At 67.1% G+C, this 14,272-nt stretch carries 16 protein-coding genes; 9 read left to right on the forward strand and 7 right to left on the reverse strand.

From position 1 onward, the window contains the following. Window position 1: 1 nt before the first annotated feature. From iolE to ACE3Q6_RS09045, 6 genes are all read left to right on the forward strand, one after another. Window positions 2-910: a myo-inosose-2 dehydratase gene (gene iolE, locus ACE3Q6_RS09020; RefSeq protein WP_374431237.1), complete on the forward strand. Its 909-nt coding sequence runs from the start codon at window positions 2-4 to the stop codon at window positions 908-910. Between the two features lie 10 nt (window positions 911-920). Beyond that, window positions 921-1,727 carry a 5-deoxy-glucuronate isomerase gene (iolB, locus tag ACE3Q6_RS09025; protein ID WP_374431240.1) on the forward strand — a complete coding sequence of 269 codons (807 nt, stop codon included), beginning with the start codon at window positions 921-923 and terminating at the stop codon, window positions 1,725-1,727. 182 nt (window positions 1,728-1,909) lie between these two features. Further along, complete coding sequence (locus ACE3Q6_RS09030; RefSeq protein ID WP_374431242.1) at window positions 1,910-2,575, forward strand: YiiX/YebB-like N1pC/P60 family cysteine hydrolase; 666 nt, start codon at window positions 1,910-1,912, stop codon at window positions 2,573-2,575. Window positions 2,576-2,725: 150 nt separating this feature from the next. Then, window positions 2,726-3,511 carry a 5'/3'-nucleotidase SurE gene (gene surE / locus ACE3Q6_RS09035; protein WP_374431244.1) on the forward strand — a complete coding sequence of 262 codons (786 nt, stop codon included), beginning with the start codon at window positions 2,726-2,728 and terminating at the stop codon, window positions 3,509-3,511. After that, complete coding sequence (locus tag ACE3Q6_RS09040; protein ID WP_374431247.1) at window positions 3,508-4,179, forward strand: protein-L-isoaspartate(D-aspartate) O-methyltransferase; 672 nt, start codon at window positions 3,508-3,510, stop codon at window positions 4,177-4,179. Before surE ends, ACE3Q6_RS09040 begins: the two co-directional genes overlap by 4 nt. A gap of 54 nt (window positions 4,180-4,233) precedes the next feature. Next, window positions 4,234-5,403: a peptidoglycan DD-metalloendopeptidase family protein gene (locus ACE3Q6_RS09045; RefSeq protein WP_374431249.1), complete on the forward strand. Its 1,170-nt coding sequence runs from the start codon at window positions 4,234-4,236 to the stop codon at window positions 5,401-5,403. A gap of 12 nt (window positions 5,404-5,415) precedes the next feature. Here the strand turns inward: ACE3Q6_RS09045 and ACE3Q6_RS09050 are convergent, their stop codons facing one another. Genes ACE3Q6_RS09050 through ACE3Q6_RS09070 form a run of 5 tightly spaced genes read right to left on the reverse strand, consistent with a single transcriptional unit; the run spans window position 5,416 to window position 9,302 of the window. Continuing rightward, the gene (locus ACE3Q6_RS09050) at window positions 5,416-6,690 is read right to left on the reverse strand and encodes a hemolysin family protein (RefSeq protein WP_374431252.1); all 1,275 of its coding nucleotides are present in this window, start codon (window positions 6,688-6,690) and stop codon (window positions 5,416-5,418) included. A 48-nt stretch (window positions 6,691-6,738) separates the two neighbouring features. Then, window positions 6,739-7,578 (reverse strand): ATP-binding protein, encoded by an 840-nt coding sequence (locus tag ACE3Q6_RS09055; protein ID WP_374431254.1) that lies wholly within the window; start codon window positions 7,576-7,578, stop codon window positions 6,739-6,741. Beyond that, complete coding sequence (tatC, locus tag ACE3Q6_RS09060; protein WP_374431256.1) at window positions 7,575-8,480, reverse strand: twin-arginine translocase subunit TatC; 906 nt, start codon at window positions 8,478-8,480, stop codon at window positions 7,575-7,577. Before tatC ends, ACE3Q6_RS09055 begins: the two co-directional genes overlap by 4 nt. Further along, a complete protein-coding gene (gene tatB, locus ACE3Q6_RS09065; RefSeq protein WP_374431259.1) occupies window positions 8,477-9,067 on the reverse strand; it encodes a Sec-independent protein translocase protein TatB in 591 nt (196 codons plus the stop codon). The genes tatC and tatB overlap by 4 nt, the downstream gene beginning before the upstream one ends. A 28-nt stretch (window positions 9,068-9,095) precedes the next feature. After that, a complete protein-coding gene (locus tag ACE3Q6_RS09070; protein WP_374431263.1) occupies window positions 9,096-9,302 on the reverse strand; it encodes a twin-arginine translocase TatA/TatE family subunit in 207 nt (68 codons plus the stop codon). Between the two features lie 170 nt (window positions 9,303-9,472). Here ACE3Q6_RS09070 and ACE3Q6_RS09075 point away from each other — a divergent pair, with 170 nt between their 5' ends. Continuing rightward, a complete protein-coding gene (locus ACE3Q6_RS09075) occupies window positions 9,473-9,826 on the forward strand; it encodes a helix-turn-helix transcriptional regulator (protein WP_374431265.1) in 354 nt (117 codons plus the stop codon). 67 nt (window positions 9,827-9,893) lie between these two features. Here ACE3Q6_RS09075 and ACE3Q6_RS09080 read toward each other — a convergent pair whose 3' ends face one another. Beyond that, entirely contained in the window at window positions 9,894-10,976 is a 1,083-nt protein-coding gene (locus tag ACE3Q6_RS09080) for an ABC transporter ATP-binding protein (RefSeq protein WP_374431564.1), read from the reverse strand. Between the two features lie 166 nt (window positions 10,977-11,142). Here ACE3Q6_RS09080 and ACE3Q6_RS09085 point away from each other — a divergent pair, with 166 nt between their 5' ends. Beyond that, window positions 11,143-11,637 (forward strand): hypothetical protein, encoded by a 495-nt coding sequence (locus tag ACE3Q6_RS09085; RefSeq protein ID WP_374431267.1) that lies wholly within the window; start codon window positions 11,143-11,145, stop codon window positions 11,635-11,637. On the opposite strand, the gene ACE3Q6_RS09090 is transcribed toward ACE3Q6_RS09085, so the two are convergent. Further along, window positions 11,618-12,394 carry an SDR family oxidoreductase gene (locus tag ACE3Q6_RS09090; RefSeq protein WP_374431272.1) on the reverse strand — a complete coding sequence of 259 codons (777 nt, stop codon included), beginning with the start codon at window positions 12,392-12,394 and terminating at the stop codon, window positions 11,618-11,620. The two genes, ACE3Q6_RS09085 and ACE3Q6_RS09090, sit on opposite strands and share 20 nt — an antisense overlap. Window positions 12,395-12,637: 243 nt before the next feature. On the opposite strand from ACE3Q6_RS09090, the gene ACE3Q6_RS09095 reads away from it, so the two are divergent. Further along, window positions 12,638-14,233 (forward strand): peptide chain release factor 3, encoded by a 1,596-nt coding sequence (locus tag ACE3Q6_RS09095; protein WP_374431274.1) that lies wholly within the window; start codon window positions 12,638-12,640, stop codon window positions 14,231-14,233. Window positions 14,234-14,272: the final 39 nt, after the last annotated feature.

Consider the following 14,272-nt stretch of genomic DNA (forward strand, 5'->3'; position numbering starts at 1 on the left):
GATGAGCATCAAGATCGGGATTTCCCCCATCTCCTGGCAGAACGACGACCTGCCGGACCTGACCGCCGCCTACACTATGGAGCAGGCGCTGAGCGAAGCGCGGGAGATCGGCTATACCGGCGTCGAACGCGGGCGGCGGATGCCCAGCGACACCGAGGGACTGCGGTCCTACCTGAACGCAAACGGACTTTTCCTTTGTGGCGGCTGGTGTTCCGGCAATCTCCTCGTCAACGACGTGAAGACGGAAATCGAGGCGGTGCGCCAGCAGGTCGAGCAGTTCGCGGCCCTGAATGCCCCCTGCATCGTCTATGCGGAATGTTCCAACACGGTGCAGGGCAACATCGCCGTGCCGGTGAACAACCGCCCGAAGTTCGCGGCTACGGACGTGCGGGCTTATGGCGCGAAGCTGTCGGAACTGGCGAAGTGGATGGCGGATCAGGGCGTGACGCTCGCCTACCATCACCACATGGGGTCGTTCATTGAATCGGAGGACGACGTGAACGCGCTGATGGAAGGCTCCACGCCGGACGTGAAGCTGCTGTTTGACACCGGGCACCTCCTCTTCGGCGGGGCGGACGTCATGCGCGTGTTGAACACGTGGGCTGACCGGGTACACCATGTCCACTTCAAGGACATCCGGCCCGAGGTCGTGGCGGACGTGCGGAAGAACAACCGCAGCTTCCTCGACGCCGTGATCTCCGGGGCCTTCACCGTGCCGGGCGATGGCTGCATCGACTTCCAGGCGGTGGCCGACAAGCTGAAGGCAATGGACTACAACGGCTGGATCGTGGTCGAGGCCGAACAGGACCCGGCAAAGGCCCCGCCCTATGAGTATTCCAAGCTCGGCTACGAGCACATCCTGAAGGTCTGCGCCCAGGCGGGGCTGACCATCGACACCTCCCGTCCGTAAGGGGAACCCGATGCCCAACCTCCTCCGCCACCCGACCGGCACCCGCGGCAAGGTGCACGAGATCACCGCCGAAAGCGCCGGCTGGGGTTATGTCGGCTTCTCGCTCTACCGGCTGGAGCCGGGCGACGTGGCCGAGGAGGTGACGGGCGACCGCGAGGTGATCCTGGTGATCGTCGAGGGGAAGGCGCGTGTCCAGGCGGCGGGGCAGGACTGGGGCGAGATGGGCGCGCGGATGGATGTCTTCGAAAAGACGCCGCCCCATTGCCTCTACGTCCCGAACGACAGCCAGTGGAAGGCCGTGGCCACCACCGCCTGCACGATCGGGGTCTGCACGGCCCCCGGCAGGGGCGGCTACCCGGCGCAAAGGTTGGGGCCGGAGGGGATCGAACTGACCCCGCGCGGCAAGGGGACGAACACCCGCTACGTCAACAACATCGCGATGGAGGGGCGGGAGGTCGCGGACTCGCTTCTCGTGACCGAGGTGTTCACTCCGGCCGGGCACTGGTCCAGCTACCCCAGCCACCGGCATGACGAGGATGACTTCCCGAACATGACCTACCTGGAGGAGACTTACTATCACCGGCTGAACCCCGGCCAGGGCTTCGGGATCCAGCGGGTCTATACCGAGGATGGGGCGCTGGACGAAACGATGGCGGTGAAATCCCACGATGTCGTGCTGGTCCCGAAGGGCCACCATCCCTGCGGCGCGCCTTACGGGTACGAAATGTACTATCTGAACGTGATGGCCGGGCCGATCCGGAAATGGCGGTTCAAGAACGACCCCGACCACGACTGGATCGCCAAACGCGACGCGTGATCTGTCCACGCAGGACAGGACCTTCACGGCCAATCCTTTCAAGGGGTTGGCCGTTTGCGTTTACGTGGTCTTAACCGTGATCCGCCGCAATCGTCCGGACAAGAGAGGCTCGTCGTGCGACTTCGTCTTCTCCTCGCGTGCGACCCGCGCTAGGCTTGGGGCTGGTCATCAAGGGGTTGCCTATGGTTGGACGTCGCAGTCTTCCCGGTCTTCTGGTCGCGCTTGCCGCCCTGCCCGCCTTGGCCCAGGACCTGCCCGAGCTGCAGCGCGGCGATGTGATCTTCCAGAACTCGCAGTCCGCGCAGTCGCTGGCGATCCTTCTCGCGACGGACAGCCCCTTCACCCATGTGGGCATCGTCGACTTCGACGACAGCGGCAATCCCGTGGTGCTGGAGGCGGTGAGGACCACGCGCGCCACGCCTCTGGCAGACTGGGTTGCGCAGGGCAAGGACGGCGCGGTGGCGGTCTACCGTGTGGAGGGGCTGAGCGAGGATCAGGCGCTGGCCGTGACTGAAGCGGCGCGAAGCCACCTGGGAAAGGGCTATGACCCCTACTTCTACCGGACCGAGGACGCGCTTTACTGCAGCGAGCTGGTGCATGTCGCCTTCCGCGACGGGATCGACGTGGCCCTGGGGCGGGAGCAGCGGCTGGGCGAGCTGAACCTGGACAGCGCTGCGGTGCGCGGGCTGATCGAACAGCGTTGGGCGCAGCACCCGGCCTGCGCGGAGGGCCAGGCCGACAGCGCCGAAAGCTGCCTCGCCGTGATCCAGGACGAGCCGCTCGTCACCCCGCAGGCGGTGGCCGAGGACGAACGGCTGACGCTTGTCTACACGAGCTTCGCGCCCTGACGGGGGCAGCTCGTCGATGACTTCCTCACTCCTCGCGTGCGGCGAAGCCTGCGACGAGGAGACGAAGTCGGACGAGGAGCCGCCCTTTGCCGTTGAAGGTGGCCTGCGGCTCGTCTAATCAGGGGCAAGCCGGAAGGAACCCCCCAGACCATGCGCATCCTGATCACCAACGACGACGGCATCAACGCGCCGGGGCTTGAGGTTCTGACCCAGATCGCCACCGAAATCGCCGGACCCGAGGGCGAGGTCTGGACGGTCGCGCCCGCCTTCGAACAGTCGGGCGTCGGGCACTGCATCAGCTACACCCACCCGATGATGATCGCCGAGCTCGGTCCCCGCCGGTTCGCCGCCGAAGGCTCGCCGGCCGACTGCGTGCTGGCCGCGATCTACGACGTGCTGGATGGCGCGAAGCCGGACCTCGTCCTTTCGGGCGTCAACCGGGGCAACAACGCGGCCGAGAACGTGCTCTACTCCGGCACCATCGGCGGCGCGATGGAGGCCGCGCTGCAGGGCGTCCCCGCCATCGCGCTGTCGCAGTTCTTCGGGCCGGAGAATGCCAAGCTGGCCGATCCCTTCGAGTCCGCCCGTGTCCACGGTGCCGGCGTCGTGCGGGCGCTGCTCGACAAGGGGATCTGGACCACCGGCGACTACCGGACCTTCTACAACGTCAACTTCCCGCCGCTGCCCGCCGCCGCCACCAAGGGCATGATGGTCGCGGCCCAGGGCTTCCGCCGCGACACGGCCTTCAGCGTCGAGCCGCACATATCGCCCTCGGGCCGGAAGTTCCTGTGGATCAAGGGCGGCCATCAGCACACGCCCACCCTTCCAGGGTCGGACGCGGCGGTGAACCTGGATGGCTACATCTCGGTCACGCCGATGCGCGCGGACCTGACCGCGCATGACCTTCTCGCCGATCTTCAGGCGAGCCTCGCATGACCGAAGGACCGGAGGATCGTCCCACCTCCGAGGAACTTGCCGAACGCAAGATGCGCTTTCTCTTTGCCCTCCGCTCGCGCGGCGTGACCGACACCCGGGTCCTGACCGCGATGGAGAAGATCGACCGCGGTCTTTTCGTGCGCAACATCTTTGCGGACCGCGCCTACGAGGACATGCCGCTGCCCATCGCCTGCGGTCAGACGATCAGCCAGCCCTCGGTCGTGGGCCTGATGACCCAGGCGCTGCAGGTGAACCCGCGGGACACGGTGCTGGAGGTGGGAACCGGATCGGGCTACCAGGCCGCCGTCCTGTCGCAGCTGGCCCGTCGCGTCTACACCGTGGACCGCTATCGCCGTCTGGTGCGCGAGGCGTCCGAATTGTTCCGCCAGCTCGACCTGGTGAACATCACCGCGATCACCGCCGACGGTTCGCACGGGCTTCCCGATCAGGCGCCCTTCGACCGCATCCTGGTCACGGCCGCCGCCGAGGACCCGCCCGGCCCGCTTCTGGAACAGCTGAAGCCCGGCGGGATCATGGTCGTCCCCGTGGGCCAGTCGGACGCCGTGCAGGCGCTGATCAAGGTCACGCGGACCCAAAGCGGTTTCGATTACGAAGAACTTCGCCCGGTGCGATTTGTCCCACTGGTCGAAGGGCTCGGCTCCGAGTAGACTGCGCCGCAGAAACCGGGCCAACCCGGACAGGCGATCATCAGGCGGGACCACATGGCGAACACGGGCAGCAGACTTCGGGCGACCCTGGTGCTGGGCGCAAGCGCACTGGCATTGGCGGGGTGCATGGACACCGGCAACCTGGACTGGGACCTGCGGCAAGGCCGGGGCGACACCTCGGAAGCCGCGCGGCAGGCGACGGCCGCCGCCCCCACCCCGGATGCGAACGGCATCATCTCCTACCCGGATTACCAGCTGGCCACCGCCCGGCGCGGAGAGACCGTCGCTTCGATGGCAGGACGGCTTGGGATGCCGCCCGAAGAACTGGCGCGCACCAATGCGCTGCGCTCGACCGATCCCTTGCGCGAAGGCGAGATGCTGCTTCTGCCGAAGCGGGTCGCGGCCACGCCGCAGCCGGCGGTGATCGCCGGGTCCACGCTGCCCTCCGGCGGCGGGGTGGACATCACCTCGATCGCGACGACCGCGCTGGACGAAGCCGGGCCGACCCCCGTCGCCGCGGCGCCCGTGGCGTCGAAACCCATTTCGGGCCAGCCTGCGACCCACCGCGTTGCGCGGGGCGAGACGGCCTTCACCATCGCCCGGACCTACAACGTCTCGGCCAAGGCCCTGGCCGACTGGAACCAGCTTGGCCCGGACATGGCCGTCCGCGAGGGCCAGACGCTCATCATCCCGATCGCCACCGCCCCCGCGCCCGACCCGGAACCGGTGGTGACCGCTCCTGGTGCAGGAAGCCCGACGCCAGAGCCGCCCTCGGCCAAGAAGCCCCTGCCCGACGAGAAGACCGAGGCTGCGGCGACCAAGCCCAAGGCCACGCCGCCCTCGCCCGACCTTGGGGCCGAGAAGACGACTGCGGCGAGGATGGTGATGCCGGTCTCTGGCAAGATCATCCGCGGCTATGACGCGAAGAAGAACCAGGGGATCGACATCGCCGCAGCCGCCGGCAGCCCGGTGAAGGCCGCCGATGCCGGGACGGTGACGGTGCTGTCGTCGGACACGAACGGCAAGGGGATCGTCATCATCCGCCATGCCGGGGACCTTCTGACGGTCTATGTCGGCGTCTCGGGCATGGTGGTGAAGAAGGGCGACAAGGTCGCGCGCGGGCAGGAGATCGGCAAGGTCGCCCCCGGCGATCCGGCCTTCGTCCACTTCGAGGTGCGCAATACGTCGAAACAGAGCTTCGACCCAGTGGGCTATCTGCAGTAAGGCGCGCCCGCGTCAGTCCGGAAGCTTGGCCACCAGCACCTTGTCGATGCGGCGGCCGTCCAGGTCGATGACCTCGAAGCAGTAGCCCTCGGCGTTGAAGCTGGCGCCGAGGTCGGGAATCTGGCCCAGCTGGTGCAGGACCAGCCCCGCGACGGTGTCGTATTCCCCCGCCATCTCGCGCGGGAGGCCGAGACGGTCGCAGAATTCGTCCACCGGCATCCAGCCCGCGACGAGGAGGCTGCCGTCGGCCCGCTCGACGATGGCGGGTTCGTCCGCTTCCGAGGCGGCGACCGCTCCGGTAATGGCTTCCAGCACGTCGCCGGTGGTCAGGATTCCTTCGAAGTGGCCGTATTCGTCATAGACGAGCGCGAAGTGGTGTTCGGATTTCTGCAGGATTTCCAGCACGTCAAGCGCCTCGGTCCGGTCCGAGACCACGGGAACCTCCTGCACCAGCGCCTTGATCGACAGGGTCTCGCGGCGGGAGACGACCTGGAAGGCGTCGGTCAGAAGGACGATCCCCACCACCTCGCCCTCGGCATTGGCGACGGGCATCCGGGGGCGGGCGATCTTGCGGACGGCGGCGACGGCCTCACCCCCGGTGGCGTCCAGCGGAAGCATCTCGACCTCGTGCCGGGGGGTCATCAACGCGCGGGCCGTGCGGTCCGAAAGGCGCATGACGCCGGTGATCATCTCGCGTTCTTCGGTCTCGAGGACCCCGCCCTCATGCGCCTCGGCCAGAAGGACATGCACCTCTTCCTCGGTGACGCGGTTCTCGCTTTCGCCGCCCTGGCCCAGAAGCCAGAGAAGCCCGCGGCCCGACCGTTCTAGGAACCACACCAGAGGCGCCGCCACGATCGACAGAAGCGTCATCGCCGGCGCCATGCGGATCGCGATGCCCTCGGCGTTGCGCAGCGCCATCTGTTTCGGGACCAGTTCGCCAACGATCAGGCTGACGTAGGTGATCACGACGACGACCCCGCCGACCCCCAGAGTGGCGGCCCAGTCCGGGTCCATCCCGCGCCCCTGCAGCCAAAGCTGGAGCCGCAGGCCCAGCGTCGCCCCCGAAAGCGCGCCGGACAGAACGCCGACGGCCGTGATGCCGATCTGCACGGTCGAAAGGAACCGCCCGGGGTGTTCGGCCAGCCGCAGGGCCATGCGGGCACCGCGGCTTTTGCCTTCAAGCGGTTTCAGCCGGGCGGGCCTTGCGCTGACGATGGCAAGCTCGGACATCGCAAGCACGCCGTTCAGAACGATCAGGGCAAGAAGGACCAGAATTTCGGTGAACATGATCTAGGGCTAAGCCGTGACGCCGCCCCCCGCAAGCCCGAACACGCGTCAGAGCCGGATTCGGACACCTTCCCGCGCGGCGAGGTCGCAGAAGAACTGCCAGGCCACCCGGCCCGACCGCCCGCCGCGCGTCGCCTGCCATTCGATGGCCTCGGCGTGAAGCCGTTCCTCGGGCACCTTCACCCCATGCGCCGCGCAATAGCCGCTGATCATTTCCAGGTATTCGTCCTGGGTGCAGGGATGGAAGCCTAGCCACAGGCCGAAGCGGTCGGAGAGTGACACCTTCTCTTCCACCGCCTCGCCCGGGTTGATCGCGGTGGAGCGTTCGTTCTCGATCATGTCGCGGGGCATCAGGTGGCGGCGGTTCGAGGTGGCGTAGAACAGCACGTTCCCCGGCCGCCCCTCGATCCCGCCGTCCAGGACCGCCTTGAGGGACTTGTAGTGCTGGTCGTCATGGCTGAACGACAGGTCGTCGCAGAACAGCAGGAACTGGTATGGCGCGGCCCGCAGATGCGCCAGCAGGCGCTGCACCGACGGCAGGTCCTCGCGGCTAAGCTCGACGATCTTCAGGTCGTGCCCCTCGGCGCGGACCGCCGCGTGGACGGCCTTGACGAGAGACGACTTCCCCATCCCCCGCGACCCCCAGAGAAGCGCGTTGTTGGCGGGCAGGCCTGCCGCGAAGTGACGGGTATTCTCCAGAAGCGTATCGCGCGACCGGTTCACCCCCACCAGGAGCGACAGGTCCACGCGGCTGACATGGGCCACCGGCTCCAGCCGGTCGGGGCCGGTGTGCCAGACGAAGGCCTCGGCCGAGAAATCGGGGGCGGGCATGGGTGCGGGGGCCAGACGCTCCAGCGCCGCCGCGATCCGGTCAAGCGCGTCGGTCACTTGTCCGTCGCCTCGTCACCGTCGGGGATGTCGACCCACAGCCCCTCGGCCCGAAGCTCGGCCTCGCGCGCCTTTTCCATCCGCTTGATGATGAAGATCGACACCTCATACAGCGGGTAGATGCAGGAGAAGAGCATGAGCTGGCTCATGATGTCGGGGGGCGTGACCAGTGCCGCGACGAAAAGGATGATGACGATGGCATACCGACGCATGTTCGCAAGGCCCGCCGACGTCGCCAGCCCCGCCTTGCCCATGAGGGTCAGAAGGACCGGAAGCTGGAAGCAAAGCCCGAAGGCCAGGATCAGCTTGAGGCTGATGTCCAGCGTCTCGTTCACCTTGCCCTGGAAGACGATCTCGATCCCTTCCTTGGGCGCATCGGGGGCGACGATCAGGGCGTCGGCGGGGGCGGTGCCGAAGCCGGGGATCAGTGCGGTCAGGATGGACGAGGTGTCGGCATAGCCCAGGAAGAACTTCATCGCCATCGGGGTGACGATGAAATGGCTGAAGGCGGCGCCAATCAGGAACAGGACGGGCGAGGCGATGAGGAACGGAAGGAACGCCTGCTTTTCCGACTTGTAGAGGCCGGGGGCGACAAAACGCCAAAGCTGGTAGGCAATGACCGGGAAGCTCACCATCAGCCCGCCGACCATCGCGATGTGCATCAAGGTGAAGAAGTATTCCTGCGGCGCGGTGTACTGCATCACCGGGTTCGGGTTGCCCAGTTCCCGCATCGCCTCTTCGATCGGGTGCAGCATGAAGTCGAGGATCGGTTCCGCCACGATGAAGCAGAGGACCATCCCGACCAGGAAGGCGCAGACCGACCAGATCAGGCGGTTGCGCAGCTCGGCCAGGTGTTCGACCAGAGGGGCCGAGCTGTCGTCGATCTCGTCCTTGGCGGTCATTCCTCGTCCTCGGCACTGCTGGTCTCGGGCCGGACCCGGCGGCGCCCGGGCGACCGGCGCACGGCCGAGGCGGGTGGGGCTGCGGGAGTCGTTCCCGGCTGGCCCGGCTGGGACAGGGCGCGCAGCTTGGACGCGGCCTCATCCACGACGGCCTGCCGGGCGGCCTTCTGTTCGTAAAGCGCCGCCGTTGCCGGTCCGACCGGCGCGGCCGGGGCCGCGGGTGCGGCGGCGGCCGCAGGGGCAGCCGGTGCGGCGGCGGGGGCCATCGCGGCGGGCATCGGCGGCGGCGTCAACGGCTTCGTCGGCACCGCGGCGTTCTTCAGCGGGTCCCATTTCTCGAACTTGTCGGCGGCGGTCTTCAGGCCGGTCCCGACCGGATTGCTGACCGCACGCAGACCGTCAGCAGCATCCTTGACACCGCTTTCCTTGGCCGCCTGTTCCATCGCGCGGCTGAATTCGCGCCCCATCGAGCGGATCTTGGCGGTAAAGCGCCCCAGTTCGCGGAACATGCCGGGCAGGTCCTTGGGACCGATCACGATCAACGCGACGATCCCGACCAGCAGCATCTCGGACCAGCTGAAGTCCATTTCTTCTCTCCCGAAGGATCAGGTCGGATCAGACCTTGTCCTTCTCGGGCGTCACGTCCTTGGCAGTGTCCGCGGCGGCCTTTTCGATCTCTTCGTTGCCGTCCTTGATGCCCTTCTTGAAGGCGGTGATGCCCTTGCCGACCTCGCCCATCATGCCGGCGATCTTGCCGCGGCCGAAGAGGACGAGAAGGACGATGGCGATCAGCAGAAGCTGCATGGGTCCGGGAGCGTGCATGGTTTTCTCCTGTGGCAACCCGCACTGGCGGGCGGAAATCGGTGTCTGGTGCCCTCAATATGTCCGATGGCAGGCGGTGTCCAAGGCCGAAGCGGGTTGTGCGGCACAGTCAACTGACAGTATTTTGTCAGTAAGGTGGGCAATACTGCCCCCCTAGGCAGGGAATGCCCATGAAACGCGACGCCCGGCTTTACGACATCGTCCAGTCCCTGCGCGACGGGCGGCTGCACACGGCGTCCGAACTGGCCGCGCGACTCGGGGTCTCCACCCGCACGATCTGGCGCGACATGGAGATGCTTGCAGCCACAGGCCTGCCGGTCGAGGGCGAGCGGGGCCTCGGCTACATCCTGCGCTCACCCCTGATGCTGCCGCCGACGATGCTGACGCCGGAAGAGCTGGAGGCCCTGGTCGAGGGGCTGCGGCATGTGGGCCAGGAGGGCAACCCGCGGGCCAGGGCGGCGCGGAGTCTTCTCTACAAGGTCGCAACGCTCTTGCCGCAGTCGGGGATCGAAACCGACGGCTAAGCCCGGGGGCGCAAGATCCTTCGAAGGGGTTTTTGCGCCGCGCCCACCAAAGGGCCAGCCCCGTGCTCTACACCCCGAATACGAAGCAGCGGTCGCGGCGGATCATCAGCCACAGGACCGTCCCCGGCTTCGGCAGGAACACCCCCGGCACGCTGGCGGTCAGCTTCGCCCCTTCGAAGTCCATCGCGAAATCGACCAGGCTTTCCCGGCCCAGATAGCGGCTGCGGACCACCGTACCGCGCGCGGGGACGCCGTCCTCGGGCGTCGGATTGGGGCCGCGCCCACCCCGGTCGAAGTCGATCCGCAGGTGTTGCGGCCGGATCACGATCTCGACCTCGCCACCGTCGGCATGGCCCGGGGTCAGGAAGGCACCAAAGGGAGTCTCGGTCAGCGCGCCCTTCGACACACCCCGGATCACGTTGATATCGCTGAAGAACGCCGCCGCGGCCTTGTCCACCGGGGCGTTGTAGACGTTGTAGGGTGCCCCCCGCTGCACGACGCGACCCTGCCGCATCAGGGCGATCTCGTCGGCCATCCGCATCGCCTCGTCCGGCTCATGCGTCACCAGAAGAACGGCCGCGCCTTCCTCTTTCAGAAGCTCCAGCGTCCGGTCGCGGATCCCGTCGCGCAGCCGGTTGTCGAGGCCCGAGAACGGCTCGTCCATCAGCATCACCTTGGGCCGAGGTGCCAGTGCCCGCGCCAACGCCACCCGCTGCTGTTCTCCGCCCGAAAGCTCGTGCGGGTGCTTGGGACCGAAGCCCGTCAAGTCGACCTTCTCCAGAAGCTCGCCCACGCGCCGCGCCTTCTCGACCCGGTCGACCCGCAGACCGAAGGCGACATTCTCGGCCACCGTCAGATGCGGGAAAAGCGCAAAGTCCTGGAACATCAAGCCGACCGACCGCCGCTCGGGCGGGACGTGAAGCCCCGGCCCCGCGACGACCTGACCGTCCAGCAGCACCTCGCCCGCATCCGCCCGCTCCACCCCGGCGATCATCCGCAAGGTGGTGGACTTCCCGCAGCCCGAGGGACCGAGGAGACAGGTCACCTGCCCCGCCGCGACCGCCAGCGACACGTCATCCACCACGCGCCGCCCCCCGAAGGAGCGGACCAGGTGGCGGACCTCAAGACGAAGGGGGGCGCTGTCGGGCATGGTGTCCAAGAGTTTCACTCAGGTTTCTCTAGCAGCGCCCCGCCGCCACGACAACCGCCCGCGCCCGGCCGTATGACCGCAAAAATGGCGTAAACTGTCCACGTTTTGCCCAGAATGGTCTGCTACGGCGACACTGTCATCCGTTTCTGGACAGGAAGGTCCGGCCATGCTGTTTCGTCCGCTCGCACTTCTGTGCGCCGTTGCCATACTGGCAGCGCTCTTCCTTCCCTGGGTCGCGACGCCGCTCGGGCCGAACATCGCGCCCTGGGATGCGCTTCCCGCCTTCGACCGCGCCTCGATCGAAGCCTACCTGACCCAGGCGCCGACCGAAGTCCGGATGTTCCTCTTCTCCTTCGTGCTGGCGGCGCTTTTCGTCCTTCTGTCGCTGGTCGGGTTGGAAAAGCGGTCGCTCGCCTTCCTGACCGGCGTCAGCATCGTGGGTCTTGCCGGCGTCCTCGTCTGGCGCGTGCGCGAAACCCTTGGCATCGTCGAGCCGCAATGGACGATGGAAGAAGCCAACCGCCTCTTCGCGCTGGCCAATGACGTGCTCGGCACGGGCGGCTGGGCCTGGATCGGCGGCGGCGTGCTGCTGCTCCTTCTCGGCGTCTTCGACCCCGGTCGGCCGAAACCGCGCCCGGCCGCTACAGCGTCGCGTTGGTAGCCCCGCCGTCGAGCAGGATGTTCTGCCCGACGATGAAACCCGCGTGCTGGGAACACAGGAAGGCGCAGGCCGCCCCGAATTCGGCCGGCGTCCCGTAACGGCCCGCCGGGATCGTGGCCGACCGCTCTTCTATCGCCTGCTCCATGCTGATTCCCCTGGCCTTCACGACGGCCGAATCCAGCGCGATCGCCCGGTCCGTCGCATGGATGCCGGGCAGCAGATTGTTGATCGTGACCCCCTTCCCCGCCACCTGGCGCGACGTTCCCGCAACAAAGCCGGTCAAACCCGCCCGGGCCGAGTTCGACAGGCCCAGCACCGCGACCGGCGACTTGACGGAAACGCTGGTGATGTTGACCACGCGCCCCCAGCCCTGCGCCATCATTCCCGGCAGCACGGCCTGCATCAGCGCGATGGGCGTCAGCATGTTGGCATCCAGCGCCTTCAGAAAATCCTCGCGCCCCCAGTCCGACCACATTCCCGGCGGGGGCCCACCCGCATTGGTGACCAGGATGTCGAACGGGCCCTTGGCCAGCACCGCCGCCCGGCCAGCCTCGGTGGTGATGTCGGCAGCCACGGTCGTCACGTTCACCCGATGCCGCGCCCGGATCTCGGCGGCGGTCGCCTCCAGCGCCTCGGCGCCGCGGGCGTTCATCACCAGGTCCACGCCCGCCTCAGCCAATGCCTCGGCACAGCCGCGCCCCAGCCCTTTGGACGAGGCACAGACCAGCGCCCGCTTTCCCGCAATCCCCAGATCCATGGCCAACTCCTTCTCATGTTCGGGGAAAGCCTAGCAGGCAAAGGAGCAAGGGCAAGCACCCCTGCCCTTTCACCTGGCTCCAAATATCCTCGGGGGGTTTGGGGGGCGAAGCGCCCCCAACACCGAGGAGGAGGCGCAGGCCGACGACGAGACAAAAGGCTTGCGCGTCAGCGCTCATTCTGAAAACCGTCCGAACCCGCGCGCCCGTTGCGGCGAAACCCCGCCCGCGCTATGGGGATGCCCATGTCGAACCGTGCCCCCCTTCCGCCCGAAATCGCCCGCCGCCGGACCTTCGCGATCATCGCGCACCCGGACGCCGGGAAAACCACGCTGACCGAAAAGTTCCTGCTGTTCGGGGGCGCGATCCAGATGGCCGGCCAGGTCCGCGCCAAGGGCGAGGCGCGGCGCACGCGGTCCGACTTCCTGAAGCTGGAACAGGACCGGGGCATCTCGGTCTCCGCCTCGGCAATGTCCTTCGACTTCCGCCAGTACCGCTTCAACCTGGTCGACACCCCCGGCCACAGTGACTTTTCCGAAGACACCTACCGGACGCTCACGGCCGTCGACGCCGCGATCATGGTGATCGACGGCGCAAAGGGCGTCGAAAGCCAGACACGGAAGCTCTTCGAGGTCTGCCGGATGCGCGACCTGCCGATCCTGACCTTCTGCAACAAGATGGACCGCGAAAGCCGCGACACCTTCTCGATCATCGACGAGATCCAGGAAAACCTGGCGATCGACGTGACCCCCGCAAGCTGGCCCATCGGCTCGGGCCGCGACTTCGTAGGGGCCTATGACCTGCTCCACGCCCGGCTGGAGATCATGGACCGCGCCGACCGGAACAAGGGGGCCGAGTCGATCAAGATCAGCGGCGTCGACGACCCGAAGCTCGCCGAACACATCCCCGCCGACCTTCTGGCGAAGTTCCACGAAGAGCTGGAAATGGCGCGGGAACTGCTTCCCGCCTTCGACCGCACGGCCTTCCTCAACGGCTCGATGACGCCGATCTGGTTCGGCTCGGCGATCAACTCCTTCGGGGTGAAGGAACTGATGGACGGCATCGGCGAATACGGGCCGGAACCCCAGCCGCAGAAGGCCGCCGAACGCCAGGTCAGCGCCGACGAGACGCCGGTGACCGGCTTCGTCTTCAAGGTCCAGGCCAACATGGACCCGAAACACCGCGATCGGGTGGCCTTCGTCCGCCTCGCCTCGGGCCATTTCGAACGCGGCATGAAGCTGCACCACGTCCGGTCGAAGAAACCGATGTCGATCACCAACCCGGTCCTCTTCCTTGCCGCCGACCGCGAACTGGCCGAGGAGGCCTGGGCCGGCGACATCATCGGCATCCCGAACCACGGGCAGTTGCGGATCGGCGACGCACTGACCGAAGGCGAGAATCTGCGCTTCACCGGCATCCCCAGCTTCGCGCCGGAACTGCTGCAGTCCATCCGCGCGCTCGACCCGATGAAGGCCAAGCACCTGGAAAAGGCGCTGACCCAGTTCGCCGAGGAAGGCGCGGCCAAGGTCTTCAAGCCAATGATCGGCTCGGGCTACATCGTCGGTGTCGTGGGGGGCCTGCAATTCGACGTGCTGGCCAGCCGGATCGAGCAGGAATATTCCCTCCCCGTCCGCTTCGAGGGATCGAACTTCACTTCTGCCCGCTGGATTTCCGGCGACAAGGCCGAGATCGAGAAGCTCGTGGCCGTCAACAAGGGCCACATCGCGCATGACAGCGACGGGGACCTCGTGTTCCTCACGCGCCTGCAATGGGACATCGACCGCGTGGTGCGCGATTACCCGGGCGTGAAGCTGACCGCGACCAAGGAGATGATGGTCTGAGGTCCGCTTGACCGGCCGGTGGCCGCCCCCTAGCCTCTC

This window comes from Tabrizicola sp., from assembly GCF_041913445.1.
Lineage (GTDB): Bacteria > Pseudomonadota > Alphaproteobacteria > Rhodobacterales > Rhodobacteraceae > Tabrizicola.

Excerpts from the sequence above, each read along its gene's own strand:
- iolE (WP_374431237.1), top strand. The coding sequence starts at position 2 with ATGAGCATCAAGATCGGGATTTCCCCCATCTCCTGGCAGAACGACGAC.
- iolB (WP_374431240.1), top strand. The coding sequence starts at position 921 with ATGCCCAACCTCCTCCGCCACCCGACCGGCACCCGCGGCAAGGTGCAC.
- ACE3Q6_RS09030 (WP_374431242.1), top strand. The coding sequence starts at position 1,910 with ATGGTTGGACGTCGCAGTCTTCCCGGTCTTCTGGTCGCGCTTGCCGCC.
- surE (WP_374431244.1), top strand. The coding sequence starts at position 2,726 with ATGCGCATCCTGATCACCAACGACGACGGCATCAACGCGCCGGGGCTT.
- ACE3Q6_RS09040 (WP_374431247.1), top strand. The coding sequence starts at position 3,508 with ATGACCGAAGGACCGGAGGATCGTCCCACCTCCGAGGAACTTGCCGAA.
- ACE3Q6_RS09045 (WP_374431249.1), top strand. The coding sequence starts at position 4,234 with ATGGCGAACACGGGCAGCAGACTTCGGGCGACCCTGGTGCTGGGCGCA.
- ACE3Q6_RS09050 (WP_374431252.1), bottom strand. The coding sequence starts at position 6,690 with ATGTTCACCGAAATTCTGGTCCTTCTTGCCCTGATCGTTCTGAACGGC.
- tatC (WP_374431256.1), bottom strand. The coding sequence starts at position 8,480 with ATGACCGCCAAGGACGAGATCGACGACAGCTCGGCCCCTCTGGTCGAA.
- tatB (WP_374431259.1), bottom strand. The coding sequence starts at position 9,067 with ATGGACTTCAGCTGGTCCGAGATGCTGCTGGTCGGGATCGTCGCGTTG.
- ACE3Q6_RS09070 (WP_374431263.1), bottom strand. The coding sequence starts at position 9,302 with ATGCACGCTCCCGGACCCATGCAGCTTCTGCTGATCGCCATCGTCCTT.
- ACE3Q6_RS09075 (WP_374431265.1), top strand. The coding sequence starts at position 9,473 with ATGAAACGCGACGCCCGGCTTTACGACATCGTCCAGTCCCTGCGCGAC.
- ACE3Q6_RS09080 (WP_374431564.1), bottom strand. The coding sequence starts at position 10,976 with ATGCCCGACAGCGCCCCCCTTCGTCTTGAGGTCCGCCACCTGGTCCGC.
- ACE3Q6_RS09085 (WP_374431267.1), top strand. The coding sequence starts at position 11,143 with ATGCTGTTTCGTCCGCTCGCACTTCTGTGCGCCGTTGCCATACTGGCA.
- ACE3Q6_RS09090 (WP_374431272.1), bottom strand. The coding sequence starts at position 12,394 with ATGGATCTGGGGATTGCGGGAAAGCGGGCGCTGGTCTGTGCCTCGTCC.
- ACE3Q6_RS09095 (WP_374431274.1), top strand. The coding sequence starts at position 12,638 with ATGTCGAACCGTGCCCCCCTTCCGCCCGAAATCGCCCGCCGCCGGACC.